This is a genomic window from Pelagimonas phthalicica (assembly GCF_004364805.1).
Lineage (GTDB): Bacteria > Pseudomonadota > Alphaproteobacteria > Rhodobacterales > Rhodobacteraceae > Pelagimonas > Pelagimonas phthalicica.
Map to the genome: position 1 here is coordinate 1,433,185 of NZ_SOAP01000001.1, position 15,767 is coordinate 1,448,951.

General features: G+C 56.9%; 19 protein-coding genes. 16 read left to right on the top strand and 3 right to left on the bottom strand.

Annotated elements, in window-relative coordinates; translation table 11 throughout:
• Window positions 1-2: 2 nt before the first annotated feature.
• Together CLV87_RS07150 and CLV87_RS07155 are read right to left on the bottom strand one after the other, a co-directional pair.
• Window positions 3-887: a LysR family transcriptional regulator gene (locus CLV87_RS07150; protein WP_099242414.1), complete on the bottom strand. Its 885-nt coding sequence runs from the start codon at window positions 885-887 to the stop codon at window positions 3-5.
• 165 nt (window positions 888-1,052) lie between these two features.
• Window positions 1,053-1,271, bottom strand: a complete 219-nt coding sequence (locus tag CLV87_RS07155; RefSeq protein WP_133840715.1) for a hypothetical protein — start codon at window positions 1,269-1,271, stop codon at window positions 1,053-1,055.
• A 463-nt stretch (window positions 1,272-1,734) separates the two neighbouring features.
• On the opposite strand from CLV87_RS07155, the gene ffh reads away from it, so the two are divergent.
• The 10 genes from ffh to rimM all read left to right on the top strand — a co-directional run bounded on the left by ffh (window position 1,735) and on the right by rimM (window position 7,505).
• Window positions 1,735-3,252, top strand: coding sequence for a signal recognition particle protein (ffh, locus tag CLV87_RS07160; protein WP_099242410.1), 1,518 nt, complete (start codon window positions 1,735-1,737; stop codon window positions 3,250-3,252).
• Window positions 3,253-3,330: 78 nt separating this feature from the next.
• Entirely contained in the window at window positions 3,331-3,852 is a 522-nt protein-coding gene (locus CLV87_RS07165; RefSeq protein WP_099242408.1) for a GNAT family N-acetyltransferase, read from the top strand.
• Window positions 3,849-4,379: a GNAT family N-acetyltransferase gene (locus CLV87_RS07170; protein ID WP_099242406.1), complete on the top strand. Its 531-nt coding sequence runs from the start codon at window positions 3,849-3,851 to the stop codon at window positions 4,377-4,379. The genes CLV87_RS07165 and CLV87_RS07170 overlap by 4 nt, the downstream gene beginning before the upstream one ends.
• Entirely contained in the window at window positions 4,376-4,888 is a 513-nt protein-coding gene (locus CLV87_RS07175) for a GNAT family N-acetyltransferase (protein WP_099242404.1), read from the top strand. The genes CLV87_RS07170 and CLV87_RS07175 overlap by 4 nt, the downstream gene beginning before the upstream one ends.
• Window positions 4,885-5,478, top strand: a complete 594-nt coding sequence (locus CLV87_RS07180; RefSeq protein WP_099242402.1) for a GNAT family N-acetyltransferase — start codon at window positions 4,885-4,887, stop codon at window positions 5,476-5,478. Before CLV87_RS07175 ends, CLV87_RS07180 begins: the two co-directional genes overlap by 4 nt.
• Entirely contained in the window at window positions 5,478-6,080 is a 603-nt protein-coding gene (locus CLV87_RS07185) for a GNAT family N-acetyltransferase (RefSeq protein ID WP_099242400.1), read from the top strand. The genes CLV87_RS07180 and CLV87_RS07185 overlap by 1 nt, the downstream gene beginning before the upstream one ends.
• Window position 6,081: 1 nt before the next feature.
• On the top strand, window positions 6,082-6,378 hold the full coding sequence (locus CLV87_RS07190) for a chorismate mutase (RefSeq protein ID WP_099242398.1): 297 nt from the start codon (window positions 6,082-6,084) through the stop codon (window positions 6,376-6,378).
• Window positions 6,379-6,421: 43 nt separating this feature from the next.
• Window positions 6,422-6,787 (top strand): 30S ribosomal protein S16, encoded by a 366-nt coding sequence (rpsP, locus tag CLV87_RS07195; protein WP_099242396.1) that lies wholly within the window; start codon window positions 6,422-6,424, stop codon window positions 6,785-6,787.
• Window positions 6,788-6,852: 65 nt separating this feature from the next.
• Window positions 6,853-6,999, top strand: a complete 147-nt coding sequence (locus CLV87_RS23825) for a hypothetical protein (RefSeq protein WP_166652688.1) — start codon at window positions 6,853-6,855, stop codon at window positions 6,997-6,999.
• The gene (rimM, locus tag CLV87_RS07200) at window positions 6,996-7,505 is read left to right on the top strand and encodes a ribosome maturation factor RimM (RefSeq protein ID WP_099242394.1); all 510 of its coding nucleotides are present in this window, start codon (window positions 6,996-6,998) and stop codon (window positions 7,503-7,505) included. The genes CLV87_RS23825 and rimM overlap by 4 nt, the downstream gene beginning before the upstream one ends.
• Window positions 7,506-7,572: 67 nt before the next feature.
• Here the strand turns inward: rimM and CLV87_RS07205 are convergent, their stop codons facing one another.
• Window positions 7,573-8,919 carry a hypothetical protein gene (locus CLV87_RS07205; RefSeq protein WP_133840716.1) on the bottom strand — a complete coding sequence of 449 codons (1,347 nt, stop codon included), beginning with the start codon at window positions 8,917-8,919 and terminating at the stop codon, window positions 7,573-7,575.
• Window positions 8,920-9,262: 343 nt separating this feature from the next.
• Between CLV87_RS07205 and CLV87_RS07210 the strand changes: the two genes are divergently transcribed.
• The 6 genes from CLV87_RS07210 to CLV87_RS07235 all read left to right on the top strand — a co-directional run bounded on the left by CLV87_RS07210 (window position 9,263) and on the right by CLV87_RS07235 (window position 15,759).
• A complete protein-coding gene (locus CLV87_RS07210) occupies window positions 9,263-10,366 on the top strand; it encodes a hypothetical protein (RefSeq protein ID WP_133840717.1) in 1,104 nt (367 codons plus the stop codon).
• Window positions 10,367-10,426: 60 nt separating this feature from the next.
• On the top strand, window positions 10,427-11,248 hold the full coding sequence (gene trmD / locus CLV87_RS07215; RefSeq protein ID WP_099242388.1) for a tRNA (guanosine(37)-N1)-methyltransferase TrmD: 822 nt from the start codon (window positions 10,427-10,429) through the stop codon (window positions 11,246-11,248).
• Window positions 11,249-11,417: 169 nt separating this feature from the next.
• Window positions 11,418-12,443 carry a LacI family DNA-binding transcriptional regulator gene (locus tag CLV87_RS07220; RefSeq protein WP_099244647.1) on the top strand — a complete coding sequence of 342 codons (1,026 nt, stop codon included), beginning with the start codon at window positions 11,418-11,420 and terminating at the stop codon, window positions 12,441-12,443.
• A 97-nt stretch (window positions 12,444-12,540) separates the two neighbouring features.
• On the top strand, window positions 12,541-13,824 hold the full coding sequence (locus tag CLV87_RS07225) for an ABC transporter substrate-binding protein (protein WP_099242387.1): 1,284 nt from the start codon (window positions 12,541-12,543) through the stop codon (window positions 13,822-13,824).
• A 150-nt stretch (window positions 13,825-13,974) separates the two neighbouring features.
• Complete coding sequence (locus CLV87_RS07230; RefSeq protein WP_099242385.1) at window positions 13,975-14,913, top strand: carbohydrate ABC transporter permease; 939 nt, start codon at window positions 13,975-13,977, stop codon at window positions 14,911-14,913.
• 12 nt (window positions 14,914-14,925) lie between these two features.
• On the top strand, window positions 14,926-15,759 hold the full coding sequence (locus CLV87_RS07235) for a carbohydrate ABC transporter permease (RefSeq protein ID WP_099242383.1): 834 nt from the start codon (window positions 14,926-14,928) through the stop codon (window positions 15,757-15,759).
• The last annotated feature ends 8 nt before the right edge of the window (window positions 15,760-15,767 follow it).

Below are 15,767 nucleotides of genomic sequence, written 5' to 3' on the forward strand. Positions count from 1 at the left end.
CCTCACCCTTTCAGGCCTTCATTCACACTGTAATCTTTGAGGTGCTTGAGAAATGCCTGAACCTTGGCCGTGCGATGCAGATCGACATGCGTCACCAGCCAAAGCGAGGCGCTCCAATCCTCTTCGGGCGGCATGACCTGAACCAGATCCGGATATTGCGCTGCCTCACCAACACGCAGAAAGCCCATTCCAGCCCCCGCCAGGATCGCATGCACCAAAGAGCGCCAGTCAGAGCCGCGGAACATGACATTATCAAAGGGCACATGTTTCAACAGCCAGACCTGAAAAGGGGCGCGACTGTCTTCGCTGTCATTGCCGACAAAACGATGATCTTTCAGGTCGGCAACCGATTTCGGCATCCCATGCTCGGCAAGGTAAGATTTGGAGCCATACAGCGCGATTGGCTGGCGCGCGAAAGGCTGTACGACATTGTCTGGCTCGGACGGAACCGACCCAGCGCGCAAAGCCACATGCGCCTCGCCATATTCCAGGCGAAACAGGCGTTCGCCGGTCAGAAAACGCACCACGACATCGGGGTATTTGCGCTGAAAACTGGCCAGGGCTGGCACCAAAAGCGGGGCCAGGGATGCAATGGAGGTCACCATAAGTTCGCCGGTCACATCATTGCCGCGCCCTTTGATCCGACCTTCGAGCTGCGAAAACTGATCATTGGTGGCTTGTGCCACCCGCAAAAGGTCATCGCCCGCCTCGGTGGCGGTGTATCCGCGCGTATGGCGTTGAAACAGTTTGACGCCAAGCCGGGACTCGAGCGAGTCGATATGACGAATGACCGTCGCATGGTGAACACCGAGCTCTTCGGCGGCTCCGCTGACCGTTCCCAAACGCGCGACATGAAAAGCTGTTCTGATCTCATCCCAGTTCTGCATGATGCCCCTCTTGTTTTCGTTGGCGTTGCGTAAGGAATTTGGCCTTTCTCGCTCAATTACAAGAGGCACGGCACAGCTTACTGACAAAAAAGAAACAGCAACCCGCAAGGGCTGCTGTTTCGGAATTCACAATCGTTCGACCAAAGAAGGCCGAGACGTCTGATATCAGTCGGAACCCGACGAAGATGCCAGAGCAGCACCAACCAGAACAACACCGGCGATGATTGCAACGGTGGACATGCCACCCGAAGAGCTTGCAGCTGCTACAGGAACAGCGTCATAGCCATCATCAACAGTGGTGGTAGGGGCAGTGTCGTAGCCGCCAGCAGCGGCAGCGGTTGCAACGGCGGCGGATGCCAGCACGGAAGCGATCAGCTTTTTCATTTCAAACTCCATCAAAAATAGCGGCTTCACGCGATTCGTAGCGGATTTGAGGATAAATCGCCAGCTAAAATCCTGCCAACCAATACCCTTTGGCGGGAAAACGCCCTTTGATTGCTGTTTTTGGGCAACGCACTGACACAATTGTTAGTAAATTGAACAGGAATGGTTAACCCAATCCCCAAAGGTTACTCATTTCGCCTGCTTTCTAGGCACATCTACATGACAGCTTCGCCATAGCCTTCTTGACTCACCATGCGTGATCTCTTAGACCGCCCCCAACTATCCGGGAGAGTTGTGTCTTCCGGTCCCTTGGGTTTGCCCGGGATCGCCCTCCGTCAGCGCGTTGCGCCCACGGGGGCTTTCGCGCATTTGGCTTAGTACAGCGCTAGGGTTTGCAAATCGGCACTTTGGATCCCAGATGATCCTCAGTCCTTATATATATACGGCACGAGGAGCACGCGCCATGTTTGAAAATCTGTCCGAACGCCTTGGCGGCGTCTTTGACCGGCTGACCAAGCAGGGTGCCCTGTCTGCGGATGACGTAAAAACCGCCCTGCGCGAGGTGCGCGTCGCCCTGCTCGAAGCGGACGTCTCCCTGCCCGTTGCCCGCCAATTCATCAAAGCTGTCGAAAAGAAAGCCACCGGCGCGTCGGTCACCAAATCGGTGACACCGGGCCAGCAGGTGGTAAAGATCGTCCATGACGAGTTGATCGCAGTTCTCGCAGGCGAAGGTGAGCCTGGCGCGTTGAAGATCGACAGCCCGCCCGCGCCGATCCTGATGGTCGGCCTGCAAGGCTCGGGTAAGACCACAACCACCGCGAAACTGGCCAAACGCCTGACCGAACGTGACGGTAAAAAAGTCCTGATGGCCTCTCTCGACGTCAACCGACCGGCAGCAATGGAACAGCTGGAGATCCTCGGCAAGCAAATCGGTGTCGCCACCCTGCCCATCGTCAAAGGCGAAGACCCGGTCACCATCGCCAAACGCGCCAAGACCCAAGCGTCCTTGGGTGGTTATGACGTCTATATGCTCGACACGGCTGGACGCTTGTCGATCGACGAAGAGCTGATGCAGCAAGTCGAAGCGGTCCGTGACGTTGCCAACCCACGTGAAACCCTGCTGGTTGTTGACGGCTTGACCGGTCAGGACGCCGTGCATACCGCCGAAAACTTTGACGACCGCATCGGCATCACCGGCGTCGCCCTGACCCGGATGGATGGCGACGGGCGTGGCGGTGCCGCCCTTTCCATGCGCGCCGTCACCGGCAAGCCGATCAAGTTCGTCGGTCTTGGTGAAAAGATGGACGCGCTGGAAACATTCGAACCCGAGCGTGTCGCAGGCCGTATCCTTGGCATGGGTGACATCGTTGCCCTGGTGGAAAAAGCCCAGCAAACGCTGGAGGCCGAACAGGCCGAGCGCATGATGAAGCGCTTTTCCAAGGGCCAGTTCAATATGAACGACCTCAAGATGCAGCTTGAACAGATGATCAAGATGGGCGGCATGGAAGGCATGATGCAAATGATGCCGGGCATGGGCAAAATGGCCAAACAGGCGACCGAGGCCGGGATGGATGACAAGGTGCTGAAACAGCAGATCGCCCTGATCCAGTCCATGACCAAGAAAGAGCGCGCCAATCCGCAGCTGCTCCAAGCCTCGCGCAAGAAACGTATCGCAGCCGGGGCTGGCATGGAGGTCTCCGACCTCAATAAACTGCTAAAAATGCAGCGCCAAATGTCCGACATGATGAAGAAAATGGGCAAGATGGGCAAAGGCGGCATGCTGAAACAAGCCATGAAGGGCATGTTCGGCAAAGGCGGCATGCCATCGGGCATGGGTGACATGGCCGGGATGGACCCGTCGAAAATGGACCCCGCCGCCATGGAGGCCGCGGCCAAGCAGCTAGGCATGGGCGGCAAACTGCCCGGCTTGGGCGGCGCTGGCCTGCCCCCGGGCCTCTCTGGTTTTGGCAAAAAGAAATAAGGTCTTCTTCTTGGTCCAAATACTCTCCCCGAAGGGGGCCAACCTCTTACCAAACGACACGCGAACACACTGAACACCATGCCTGCACCCAGCCTCGAAACCCCACGCTTGCGCCTGCGCCACCATGTCCTGTCGGACATGGATGCCTTTGCTGCGTTTTTCGCGGGCAAACGGGCAGAGCATGTGGATGCGCCACAGAACAAGACGCATCTGTGGTATGGGTTCAGTTCCGAGGTCGGGTCTTGGGATCTGGTTGGGTTTGGCGGCTGGGCTGTGGAAACCAAAGACGGGGCGCTGATCGGGCAAGTGTCCATCACCCACCCGCCACATTTCCCCGAACGCGAAATCGGCTGGATCCTGTTTGATGGCTATGAGGGCCAAGGGTACATGACCGAAGCGGCCACAGCCGCGCTGCATTGGGCCTGGGAACAGGGCATGACCAGCTTGGTCAGCTATATCGATCGCAACAATGCCCGCTCCATTGCGCTGGCGGAACGTTTGGGGGCCCAATTGGATCCGGCCGCCAAGACCTATGATGATGTCGACGTTGTCTACCGCCACAGCCCCGATATCGATGGCAATGCGGAGGCCTATTCATGAGCCTGACCCAAGCCCCGATCCTTGAGACCAAAAACCTGATCCTGCGTGGCCCTGAAAAGCTCGACGCAGAGGCGGTGATTGCCTTCCTGCTCGACCAGGACCGCGCCGAAGGCTTTGGGGCCTCGCCCAATCGCGGCGATGCCTGGCGGTGGTTCACCTTGAATGTCGGTCACTGGCATTGGCACGGCTACGGTTACTTTGTCATCGAAGACAAGGTCACGGGCAAACCTGCCGGCATTTGCGGCATTTGGAACCCCGAAGGCTGGCCAGAGCCGGAAATCGGCTGGGTGGTTTTCGCAGGCTTTGAGGGCAAGGGCATCGCCTATGAGGCGGCTTTGCGTGTGCGCCGCTACGCCTATGAAGATCTGGGTTTCACGACCCTGACCTCAAATATCGTGCCGTCTAACACCCGTTCACAGGCATTGGCCAAGCGGCTGGGTGCCGTTTATGAGCGCACCTATGAAAACGTCGCCATGGGCGAAGACGAGCTGTGGCGCCATCCCGGCCCGGATGAGGTGCTGTCATGACCCGCACCCTGAGCACAGAGCGCCTGATCCTGCGCCCTCCGGCCCCAAAGGACGCCGCCGCCACAACCGCCTTTTACCAGACGGAGCGGTCGCAATATGTCGGTGGCTTTGTGCCCGAATTCCGAGCCTTTTCCAATTTCTGCGCCATGCTGGGCCATTGGGACGTGCGCGGCTACGGTCTTTGGGCGGTTACGACCAAGGAGTCGGATGACATTATCGGCCTTGTCGGCCCCTACTACCCGCAGGGCTGGCCGGAAACTGAAATCGGCTGGCTGATGTTTGACGGGTCTGAGGGCAAAGGTTTTGCCTTTGAAGCCGCGCAGGCCGCCATTAAGGATGCCCGCGACACATTGGGTTGGACCAATATCGTCCACTATATCGCCCCAGAGAACGCGCGCTCGATCACCTTGGCCGAACGGCTCGGCGCGCAACGCGATCCAAACGCGACGGTCCCAAAACCCGAAGACCCCTGTCTCGTCTATCGCCAGCCAATCGCGGGGGCGTCATGACCGACAAACCTACCCTCGCCCCTTGCGAAAAGCATCGCCCCGGCCCCGCGGCCCGTCAGGCCGCGCGCCTTGGTGGCAAGATCCCATCGCTCGACACGCGTCGCCTGCAACTGCGCGCACCGCGTATCTATGACTTCAAGGCCTATGCCAAGATCATGGAAAGCGACCGGTCCATCCTGATGGGCGGCCCCTTTACCCGTGCCGAAGCCTGGGCCGAATTCACCGGGTATTCCGCGCTATGGCTGCTGCATGGCCATGGGCTTTGGACCATTGACGCGCAGACCACACCCTCGGCGGGCTTTGTGCTCTTGGGCTATGAATACGAAGACCCCGAGGCCGAGCTGGGCATTTTCCTGACCGAAGAGGCCGAGGGGCACGGCTATGCCGAAGAGGCCATGATCGCCGCCCGGGACTATGCTTTTGACGCTTTAAAATGGGACAGCGTCGCGTCTTTTGTCGATCCGGACAATGATCGTTGCATCCGTTTGATGGAAAAACTGGGTGCCGCGCGCGACAGCGAACTCGAAGCAACCCTGTCCTCTGACGGGCATACCTATGCCTATCGCCACAGCGCAAAAGGAGCATCCTGATGGTCCATCGCGATATTCCTGTCCTCGAAACCAAGCGCCTGCAATTGCGCGCGCCCGAGCCCGAGGATTACCCGAACTTCAAGGCGACCTTTGCCAGCTACCGCTCGCGCTTTATGGGCGGGCCGCTGAATGAATATGAAGCCTGGATGCTCTATGCCTCTGAAATCGGCCATTGGGAAATCCGTGGCTATGGCATGTGGATGATCCACCTCAAGGATACAGATGAAACCGTCGGCATGGCCGGGGGCTGGTTCCCGGCGAAATGGCCGGAGCGGGAAATTGCCTGGATCATTTGGCCTGACCAATCGGGCAAGGGTTATGCGCTAGAGGCCGCTGACCGCGTGCGCCGCTATTTCTACCATGATCTCGGCTGGGACACCGCCGTGTCCTATATCGACCCGAAAAACCTGGAAGCGATCCGTTTGGCGGAACGTCTGGGCTGCACCAAAGATGCCTCGGCCGCCACCGTTGACGGCCATGACGCGGTCTATCGCCACCCATCCCTGGAAGAGCTGCAAAGCCAGCTAGGCCACGGGATCGATATGGAAATCGCGCATTACCAGGATCCGCTCTTTAAACCGAAAGGCTGGGCACTTGACTGATATGACCGACGCAACCGCACGCGCCGCCGAGCTGCTGAAAGAGCACCGCGAAAGCATCGACCGCCTCGATGCGATCCTCGTCTATACTCTGGGCGAGCGGTTCAAACACACGCAGGCTGTTGGGGTTCTGAAAGCCCAACATGACCTCCCGCCCTCCGACCCCGCGCGCGAAGAAAAACAGATTGCGCGGCTCGAAGACCTTGCGAACCGGGCCAATCTTGACCCGGAATTCGCCAAGAAATTCCTGAATTTCATCATTCAGGAAGTGATCCAACACCACAAACAACACCAATCCTGACGCGCCCTCCGCGTCACACTGCCATCTCAAGGAGAACAACAAAATGGCTATCAAAATCCGTCTGGCCCGTGGCGGCTCCAAAAAGCGCCCCTTCTACCGCATTGTTGCTGCTGACTCGCGTATGCCACGCGATGGCCGCTTCATCGAAAAGCTGGGCACCTACAACCCGCTGCTGCCAAAAGACAGCGAAGAGCGCGTGAAAATGGACATCGAGCGCGTTCAGTACTGGCTGGGTGAAGGCGCACAGGTCACCGACCGTGTGTCTCGCTTCCTCGAAGCGGCTGACGTTGTTGCCAAGAAAGAGCGCAACAACCCCAAGAAAGGTGCCCCAGGCAAGAAAGCCGTTGAGCGCGCCGAAGAAAAAGCCGCCAAGGCCGCAGAAGCAGCGGAAGCTGCCGCAGAAGAGTAATTTCTCTTTTGCTCCCGGCGAGGCCCACCCTCGCCGGGGATTTTCCCTAGCCCAAGAGGCGTCTCATGTTCCGCCTGATCCGGCTTGTGATCTTTGTGCTGTTTGCGTTCCTCGCAGGCATCCTGTTTGAACGTGACAATCAGAAAACACTCTGCGATCAATCCGGGGGCTCTTGGGCCGACGGGATGTGCAGCATTGGGGGCAAATCATGACGGACAAAATCTGTGTCGGAGCATTGGCCGGTGCCTTTGGCGTGCATGGCGAGGTTCGTCTGAAAAGCTTTACCGCCGATCCCGAAGCGATTGCTGATTATGTGCCACTGACCTCTGAGGACGGGGAACAGGTCTTTGACCAGATCCAACTGACACGGTCGCTTAAGAACGGGTTTGCCGCGCGGATTTCCGGGATCGGCAGCAAGGAAGAGGCAGACGCCCTGAAGGGTTTGCAGCTTTTTGCCCCGCGCGATGTGTTGCCCAATTTGCCCGATGACGAGTTTTACCACACTGACCTGATGGGACTTGAGGTGTTTGACAGCGGTGGCGCGCTATTGGGGCGTGTTCATGCGGTACAAAACCACGGGGCCGAGGATCTGCTGGAGTTGCAGGTTCCGGGATCGTCCAAGACTGTTTTGATGCCTTTTACCCTGGCAGTGGTGCCCACGGTTGATCTGAGCGCCGGCCGGATTGTTGCCGATCCGCCTGAGGGGTTGTTTGATTAAGCCCAAACCGGTCATCATGGACGCGTGCATTTCAACACGCGCCCGCTTTCACTTCCGGCCAGGCGGATTACAAAGACCCGTCTTGCACAATCCAGACGACATCATAGATGCCGCTCTTCTCACCGCCAAGCGCCTGGGTCGCCTGGGTCAGTGTCAGCCCATCTCGCGTTTTTAGCTGTACGAAACGTTTTTGCTCTCCGATGTCATTGTATTCCTGCTCTGGGGTATGCAAGTTCAGGTCTTCTACGACAGCCTGCTCGTTATCTTCTGCCGCGTGTACTTCGTATTTGGCAAAGACGTCGGTGCCATGGCTTTCGCCCACATCATTTACATCTTGCAGTTCCAACAGAACCCCAAGTCCTTCAAGAAACTTTTTGTTGTTCAACATTTGGAAAACCGCATAGTGAACAACGGGAACGGTAGGATGAAAGCCTCCAGCGTCATCTGCGAACCTTACCTTTGAAGTAGAGGGTAAGGTATTGTTCTTGGCCCCGTCCTTCAGGATACCCGGGAACGCTTTTTTGTCTTCATCAACATTGTCTAGGTGCAACGCCTTAAGATGGAACGACAGATCCTGGCACATGTTAATAACAAGATACCTGACCCCAAGAACTTTCCAGATCACGTGAACCAGATAGAAGATTGCGACCAGCAAAATCATTCCGATGAGCAAAATACCGACAAAAACAATCGTTCCAAGCACGGTGCCAATCGCAACGAGATCGACAGCCCCGGCAAGTTCAGCCGCAGCCTCGTCCAGCGCAACGCCAAAATCCTCGACCTCTTCGCCACCTTCCTCTAGGACATCGATGGCTTCCTGGTTAGCGTTACCATCGATTTCTTCGGCTTGTTCCTGGTTCACTGGGGCAAACTGCCCCTCGGTCATCCAATTCATCACATAGGTATATAGCGCGCGAATTCCGGCCCAAACGCGGGTGACAATTGCCTTGGAGAATAGCGCGGCGCTGATCACTTCGCTTTCTTTGGTCGCGTAATACATAAAACCAAAGGATTTGCGATAGCCATTGGCCGAGTTGAAGTGATTGATCTCGACAAAACGAGCGCTATGCGCCCCTTCGGGTACCGCTGACATGTATTCGTCAGGGGCACGATCATAGGCCGTCACCTGCATGGTAATGTCGCCCATGATCGCCTCATAGCGGAAATCATTGCCGTCCGCTTCTGGGATCCAGTTTTCTTCTTGGCTCAGATAGACAGCCAGCTGCTTGCCAGCATCTGAGTCCTTGGACCCGCTTTCACCGACGATGACATAGTCGATCAGCTCCGTGGTCGCGCTTGTATCCTGATCCAGAATACGGCGAATGAGTTCCATTTTCTTTGAATCGTGACCTTTGCCGTCGCCCATACACAGGCCGCCGCCTACAGGAAAGTATTTGATTGAGAGTTTTGACATGCCCCCTCCCGGGTAACCTACAATTATAGCACACCTTTAGTGCGCCCCGGCAGGTTGCCGCATTCAATTAACCATTTCAATGCGGAGTTTTAACCTTGCGTATGATTTCTCCCTATGCGTTTACCGAATGCAAAAATTAGATTCTTTGGGACCCTAAATTCTTCATCTGGTTCACAACTGCCAAAACCCGTTTTTTGGAAACAATTTCATCCAATTTGAAACAGTGATGCCAAGTGAGAACCCTAACCAGTAATAAATTGGAATATTTCACCCACTTAACGCCACAATTTCTGTCTAATTTTAGCCGTAATCGAGCTATCGAAGTCAGCAAGTGGACGTCTGAGTGCAGCGTATTTTTCTAACTGGTTTGGCCCTGGTGCCCGCAATTGCAGCCGCGCTGCCTTTGTCTGGACTCAGCGTCACGATGAGCGGGCTGGGCAGCGCCTATGCCTTGGTAGCCTCGCTGCGTCCACAGCCGGATCGGGTTAACAGGACCACGGGCCGGGCTCGTTCAGACACATTACTGCGCGGCCCCTTGCCAAAGGCTGAGCGAGCCAAACTGCCCAATCCGTCTGCGATATCTCAGGACCTGATGCGTGCGCTGGCTTGCTCGCAGGAGTATCACATTCCCGGAGCGCCCCTGGACCGGGACACCGCAATCATGCGGACCTTGCAGGGGTTTATGCAGGGATGGAAAACGTTGGATTTGGCCAAGCTGTCGGCTGCGCAACGCTCTGAACTGTATCTGATCAACACAATGCTGCGGGCCGATCCCGGTGAAGCGGGGCGCATTGCGCAACTCTTTGCCCGCCCGGACACGATGTTGGATCTGCGCGACGAAATCGACCTGATCACGCTGCGCCGCGCGGCCTTTGATCGTGATTATGGCGCGTTTCTGTCGACCCAGGCGATCTGGGAACAGGACCGGGCAGCGGGACCGCTGCTGCGCGTGTTGAAATCCTTGCCGGATGCTGACGTGGATCTTTGGCACCATGTGGTTATGGAACACGATCTGTTCGACGCAGACCAACAGGCCGCGGCGCTTTGGTGTCTGGAACAGCCCAGTTGCGATCGGGCCACCGTCGCGGGGTATTTTGGCCGATTGACCCGTGATCAGACCTTGCGCGATCCGCGTGCGCAATCTAATCCCGAGTTTCTGGACCGCATCAGACAACTGATCCAAGGTTGGAATGACGGAACCTATAAGCTCCAGGAATTGGCGCTGGACCCGCCACACCGGGTGGCGACGCTGCAACCGTTTTTCGATGCCGAACTGGATTTTCTGACAGAGCAGTTGGGGCAGGCCTGGCCCGCGCCGCATTGCATCTTTGTCAATTTCGAAGGCCGCGCGCCACGTGACCGTAGCATTTGGGACCTTTTGACCGGCACTCTGACGGCACCACCACGCCAAGGCGACTATTTCGAACCGGCCTTTTCCGGGCTGTGATCGGGCATGCTTGCCCCACTTGCCTGCAACGGGTAGGAGGGGGCCAAAGCAGGAATTCTCATGTCAGACAGCACGCCCCCTGAAACAGGTCGCAAACAGCCCCCAAGCAAATCGCATGGTCGCAAGTCGATCCGGCCCACGTTGAAGCCGCGTGAATTGGTGAGTCACAACCCCGATCTGGCGCGGGCCTGGCAGGCGCATATCATCACGCTGTTTCCAGACGCCTTTCCTGGCGTTCTGGGCGAAAGCCTGACCGGCAAGGCGTTGAAAGAGGGCAAATGGCAGCTCTCGACCACGGATTTGCGGCTGTTTGGTGAGGGCAAGCATCGCAATGTCGATGACACCCCGGCGGGTGGCGGCGCGGGAATGGTATTGCGCCCCGATGTCATGGGCCGCGCCATTGACTACACCCTACAGCGCGCGCCGGGCCCGCTGGTTTATCTGTCACCGCGCGGCAAACGCTTTGATCAGGCGATGGCGCGCGATTGGGCGGCTTTGCCGGGGGTCACGATGATCTGTGGCCGGTTTGAGGGGTTGGATCAAAGGGTGATCGAACATTACAACATTGCCGAAGTCTCGCTGGGGGATTTCGTTTTGACCGGGGGCGAGATTGCGGCCCAGGCCATGCTGGACGCAACCGTGCGCCTGCTGCCGGGCGTGTTGGGCAATGCCGAAAGCACTGTGGATGAAAGCCATTCCGCAGGCCTGTTGGAGCACCCGCAATATACCCGCCCCGCCGAATGGCAAGGCCGGGCGATCCCCGACATTCTAATGTCTGGTCATCACGGCAAAATCGACACCTGGCGGCGTGAACAAAGCGAGGCTTTGACGCAAGAACGCCGGCCGGACCTGTGGCAAAAGCACCTTGAGGATAAGGGCTGAGGATCGGCATAATGCCGAGGTCATCTAGCCCGACAAGGGAGTCTGACACCATCAGCGCTCCAATTTTTACTTTCCCGGCAAGAAAATTTTTCCTAATATTTTCCGCGCGTCAAAATAGAGGTTGGAAACATTGACGAACCCCGTCCGGTTTCCTGACAAAGGGGGGGCGATGGCGAAAAACACGATCCGAAACATGGAGGAGTTCGCGGCCCTCAGCGGCATCTCGCGCCCCACCGTTTCGAAATACTTCAACGACCCGGAAAGCGTGCGCACATCCACCCGCAAACGGATCGAAGAGGCGCTCGAGAAATACGAATACCGCCCCAATATGTTTGCGATCAATCAGAACCGCAAACTGACCAAGAACCTTGGGATTGTTGTTCCCTACCTGGCAGATCCGTTCTTTGCCGAACTGGCCCGCAATATCGAGCAGCGCTGTATCGCCGCCGGGTTTCGGCCAACCCTGTATAGCTCGCATGGCGATCAGGAGTTGGAAAACGATATTCTCGACAGCCTACGCTCATTGAAACCCGCCGGGGTATTGCTGGCCCCGCTTGGGCGCACATCGGACCGGGCGATTGTCGAAAAATTCTGTGCCGATATCCCCACGGTGATCTTTGACAGTTTTCTGCCGGATATGGGCTTTGCCTTTGTTGGGTCGGACAATTGGCAATTTGCCCGTCTGATCGTGGAGTATCTCTGTCGCACCGGCGAACCGCCCAGTTTTCTTGAGATGAAAACCCCGTCAAACCCCAATGCCAACCGGCGCAGAAAGGGGTATATTGAGGCGATGGAGCGGCTTGGACACGAGCCGCAGATCGTGAAGGTTGACGGCGAAGGTTGGGAGTTCGAAGAGATTGGCCGGCGCGAAGGCGGCAAGGCACTGGCCGCCGGGCTGTTCAAAAGCAACACGATCTTGTGCAGCAATGACCGCCTGGCCATTGGGTTTCTGGCCGCATGTTTTGAGCAAAAGATCCGCGTTGGCCGTGATCCGGATTGCCAGATTCGCGTCGCCGGGCATGACGATCACCCCTTTTCCCGCTTCACCTGCCCGCCTTTGACGACCATAGCGCAGGACTATGACGCAATTTCCCGCTGCGCGGTTGAGACCCTGTTCAAGGCCATCGAAGGGTCTGAAAACAAACACGAAACGACGTTGTTTGAAGGCAAATTGGTGATGAGGGACTCCGCCTAAATCGCCCCAAAACTTTGCGCGCGTAAAATTTTAGTTGACGGCGCGTTGTGTTAATTACTACCTTATTGGCATCACATCCAATACAGGGAGGAGACGGATGTTACTCAAGAACGCACTTCGTGCGGCTACCGCGCTTACGCTTGTTGCAGCAAGCGGCGCATCGGCAGAGTCACTGACAATCGCGATCGTGAACAACGGTCACATGATCAACATGCAGAAAGTCGCAGAGGCTTATACGGCTGAGACCGGCGTTGAACTGAACTGGGTTTCGCTGGAAGAAGGCGTTCTGCGGGAACAGGTCACGTCCGATACAGCAACCGGCGGCGGCCAGTACGACATCATCAATATCGGCATGCAAGAGGCCCCGATCTGGGGTGCTGCCGGTTGGATCGAACCCCTCAACTTCTCGGCAGATTATGACGTTGACGACATCCTGCCAGCGATGCGCAATGGTCTGTCCCACGAGGGCACGCTGTATGCGGCACCGTTCTATGGTGAATCGTCCATGGTTATGTATCGCAAAGACCTGACCGATGCGGCAGGTGTTGCGATTGGTGACAATGACAGCTGGGACAATGTCAAAGCAGCAGCAGCAGCCATTCACGACCCCGATAACGGCGTCTATGGTGCCTGCCTGCGCGGCAAGCCCGGCTGGGGCGACAATATGGCCTTTATCACCACCGTGGTGAATTCCTTTGGCGGGGCCTGGTTTGACAAGGATTACAAGCCGACCATCGACAGCGAGGAATGGAAGGCTGCGATCAACTTCTATGTTGATCTGCTGGGCAACTATGGTCCACCCGGCTCCGAGGGCAACTCGTTCAACGAGATCCTCGCGCTGTATAACGAAGGCAAATGTGGCATGTGGATTGACGCCACCATCGCCGCCTCTTTCCTGGACGTTGACGGTGTTGCCTATGCCCAGTCGCCCAATGCCGGTAACCCGGTTGGGGCCAACTGGTTGTGGGCCTGGGCCATGGCCATCCCGGCTGGATCGCCCAATGCCGAAGCAGCGGCTGACTTTATTCAATGGGCCACGTCCAAAGAATACGTCCAAGCCGTTGGCAATCACCCGGACTTTGGCTGGGGCTCTGTTCCAACCGGTCAGCGTGCCTCGACCTATGCCATCCCTGAATTCCAGGCTGCTGCAAAATTTGCTGCCGCAGAGCTGGCAGCGATTGACAGCGCCGCACCAGAAGCGACTGATCTGAAACCTTATGTGGGTGTTCAGTTCGCCGCGATCCCGGAATTCCCCGAGGTTGGTTCGGCTGTCGCACAGGAAATGGCTGCGGCCCTGTCCGGTGCAAAATCGGTCGAAGACGCCTTGGCTGCCTCGCAAAAGGCTGCTGATGCGATCATGAAAGAAGCTGGTTACTACTAAGACCCTTGAGCGAGGGTCCGGGACACCCGGGCCCTCCGCCAACCAGTCGTCAGATTTGCCTAAGCGCCCCGGCGACGCGTAACGTCCTGATATTCGCAACCTAAAGTGACAAGCAAAACGGAAAGACCGTTTTGCCGGGAGAATAGGATCATGTCTGATAGAAAGCTTCCGCGCCTTCTTCAAACACCCGCAGTTCTACTGCTCTTGGTATGGATGCTGATCCCATTGGGGATGACACTGTACTTTTCGTTTATTCGCTATGTTTTGAACAACTTGCGCCGTCCGGAATGGACGACGCCCAGCCTATCGAACTGGCGTGGCTTCGGGAATTATGAATTCGTCCTGAATTCAAAGGACTTTCTGCTGGCCATCCAAAACAGCCTGTTGATCGTCTGCAGCATTTTGTTCCTGACTGTCATCCTTGGCGTGCTGATCGCCGTTTTGATCAACAAGGCCTTTGCCGGACAGGGGATCGTCCGTGTTCTGCTGATCTCGCCCTTTTTCGTGATGCCTGCCGTGAATGCCGTGCTTTGGATCAACATGATCCTGGACCCGGTGCTGGGTCTGCAAGGGATCGCCGTTGGCAGCATCAACGACCTGCTCGATGCCCTGCGTGCCGCGCCTTTGGTCGGCGGTTTCTTTTCGCTCTGGCCTGAGCTTGAACCGATTTCCTTCCGCGCCACCCAGACATCGGCCTATGCGGTGATCATCATGGTGACCTGGCAGTGGACGCCTTTCGCGGTGTTGATCTTTATGACCTCGCTGCAATCCGAGGACCAGCAGCAGAAAGAAGCCGCCGTTCTGGACGGGGCTGGAACCTGGTCGCAATTCCGCTTTCTGACCCTGCCGCACCTGGCCCGCCCCATTGCGATTGTGGTCATGATCCAGGCGATCTTTCACCTCTCGCTCTATGCCGAGATCGAGATCGTCAGCCGCGGCAACGGCAACAAGAACCTGCCCTATCTGATCGGCGAATTCGCCAACAACAATATCGGAGCCGCCAGCGCCACAGGCATCTTTGCGGTCATCCTCGCCAATATCGTCGCAATCTTTCTGCTGCGCATGATTGGCAAAAGCTTGATGGAATAAGGGAACTGACCGATGGCTATCGTTGCTAAACCCTCGAAATTCGCGAAATTTGGTCGGCCAACCCTGGCCTGGATCGTGGGACTGCTGTTCTTTTTCCCGATCTTCTGGATGGTCCTGACCAGCTTCAAAACCGATGCGGATGCGGTCAAACCGGAATACCTGATCTGGTTCACGCCGACGCTGGAAAACTATCTGAACATGACCGAGAATTACGACTATTGGCGCTTTGCCAAGAACTCGGTCATCACCTCCGTTCTGGCCACTGCCTTTACCCTCTTTGTGGGCATCCCTTGCGCCTATGCCATGGCATTCAACCCCAGCCGCACAACCAAGGACGTGCTGATGTGGATGCTTTCCACCAAGATGTTGCCAGCGGCGGCGGTGCTTTACCCGATGACCTTCATCACCAAAAGCCTTGGCCTGTTTGACAGCCATTTCCTGATCATCCTGGTGCTCAGCCTTATCAATCTGCCCATCGTGGTCTGGATGCTGTTCACCTATTTCAAGGAAATCCCCAAGGACATCATCGAGGCCGGACAAATGGACGGCGTCAGCACCTGGGGTGAAATCAAGGAAATCCTGATCCCGCTGGCCTGGGGGGGCATCGCCTCGACCGCCCTGCTCTGCTTCATCTTCTGCTGGAACGAAGCCTATTGGACCGTGCGCCTCACCACCACGGATGCGGCCACCCTGTCCAAGCTTATCGAAGGCAACCGCGCACCCGAAGGGCTGTTTTTCGGACGGCTATCGGCGGTCTCGGCCGCAGCCGTCGGCCCGATCGTTGTGCTGGGTTGGTTCTGTCAAAAACAACTTGTCCAGGGCCTGACCTTTGGCGCTGTGAAATAAGGAAAGAC

Bases quoted from the DNA above. Each gene is read 5' to 3' on its own strand.
- CLV87_RS07150 (WP_099242414.1), bottom strand. From the start codon at position 887: ATGCAGAACTGGGATGAGATCAGAACAGCTTTTCATGTCGCGCGTTTG.
- CLV87_RS07155 (WP_133840715.1), bottom strand. From the start codon at position 1,271: ATGAAAAAGCTGATCGCTTCCGTGCTGGCATCCGCCGCCGTTGCAACC.
- ffh (WP_099242410.1), top strand. From the start codon at position 1,735: ATGTTTGAAAATCTGTCCGAACGCCTTGGCGGCGTCTTTGACCGGCTG.
- CLV87_RS07165 (WP_099242408.1), top strand. From the start codon at position 3,331: ATGCCTGCACCCAGCCTCGAAACCCCACGCTTGCGCCTGCGCCACCAT.
- CLV87_RS07170 (WP_099242406.1), top strand. From the start codon at position 3,849: ATGAGCCTGACCCAAGCCCCGATCCTTGAGACCAAAAACCTGATCCTG.
- CLV87_RS07175 (WP_099242404.1), top strand. From the start codon at position 4,376: ATGACCCGCACCCTGAGCACAGAGCGCCTGATCCTGCGCCCTCCGGCC.
- CLV87_RS07180 (WP_099242402.1), top strand. From the start codon at position 4,885: ATGACCGACAAACCTACCCTCGCCCCTTGCGAAAAGCATCGCCCCGGC.
- CLV87_RS07185 (WP_099242400.1), top strand. From the start codon at position 5,478: ATGGTCCATCGCGATATTCCTGTCCTCGAAACCAAGCGCCTGCAATTG.
- CLV87_RS07190 (WP_099242398.1), top strand. From the start codon at position 6,082: ATGACCGACGCAACCGCACGCGCCGCCGAGCTGCTGAAAGAGCACCGC.
- rpsP (WP_099242396.1), top strand. From the start codon at position 6,422: ATGGCTATCAAAATCCGTCTGGCCCGTGGCGGCTCCAAAAAGCGCCCC.
- CLV87_RS23825 (WP_166652688.1), top strand. From the start codon at position 6,853: ATGTTCCGCCTGATCCGGCTTGTGATCTTTGTGCTGTTTGCGTTCCTC.
- rimM (WP_099242394.1), top strand. From the start codon at position 6,996: ATGACGGACAAAATCTGTGTCGGAGCATTGGCCGGTGCCTTTGGCGTG.
- CLV87_RS07205 (WP_133840716.1), bottom strand. From the start codon at position 8,919: ATGTCAAAACTCTCAATCAAATACTTTCCTGTAGGCGGCGGCCTGTGT.
- trmD (WP_099242388.1), top strand. From the start codon at position 10,427: ATGTCAGACAGCACGCCCCCTGAAACAGGTCGCAAACAGCCCCCAAGC.
- CLV87_RS07220 (WP_099244647.1), top strand. From the start codon at position 11,418: ATGGCGAAAAACACGATCCGAAACATGGAGGAGTTCGCGGCCCTCAGC.
- CLV87_RS07225 (WP_099242387.1), top strand. From the start codon at position 12,541: ATGTTACTCAAGAACGCACTTCGTGCGGCTACCGCGCTTACGCTTGTT.
- CLV87_RS07230 (WP_099242385.1), top strand. From the start codon at position 13,975: ATGTCTGATAGAAAGCTTCCGCGCCTTCTTCAAACACCCGCAGTTCTA.
- CLV87_RS07235 (WP_099242383.1), top strand. From the start codon at position 14,926: ATGGCTATCGTTGCTAAACCCTCGAAATTCGCGAAATTTGGTCGGCCA.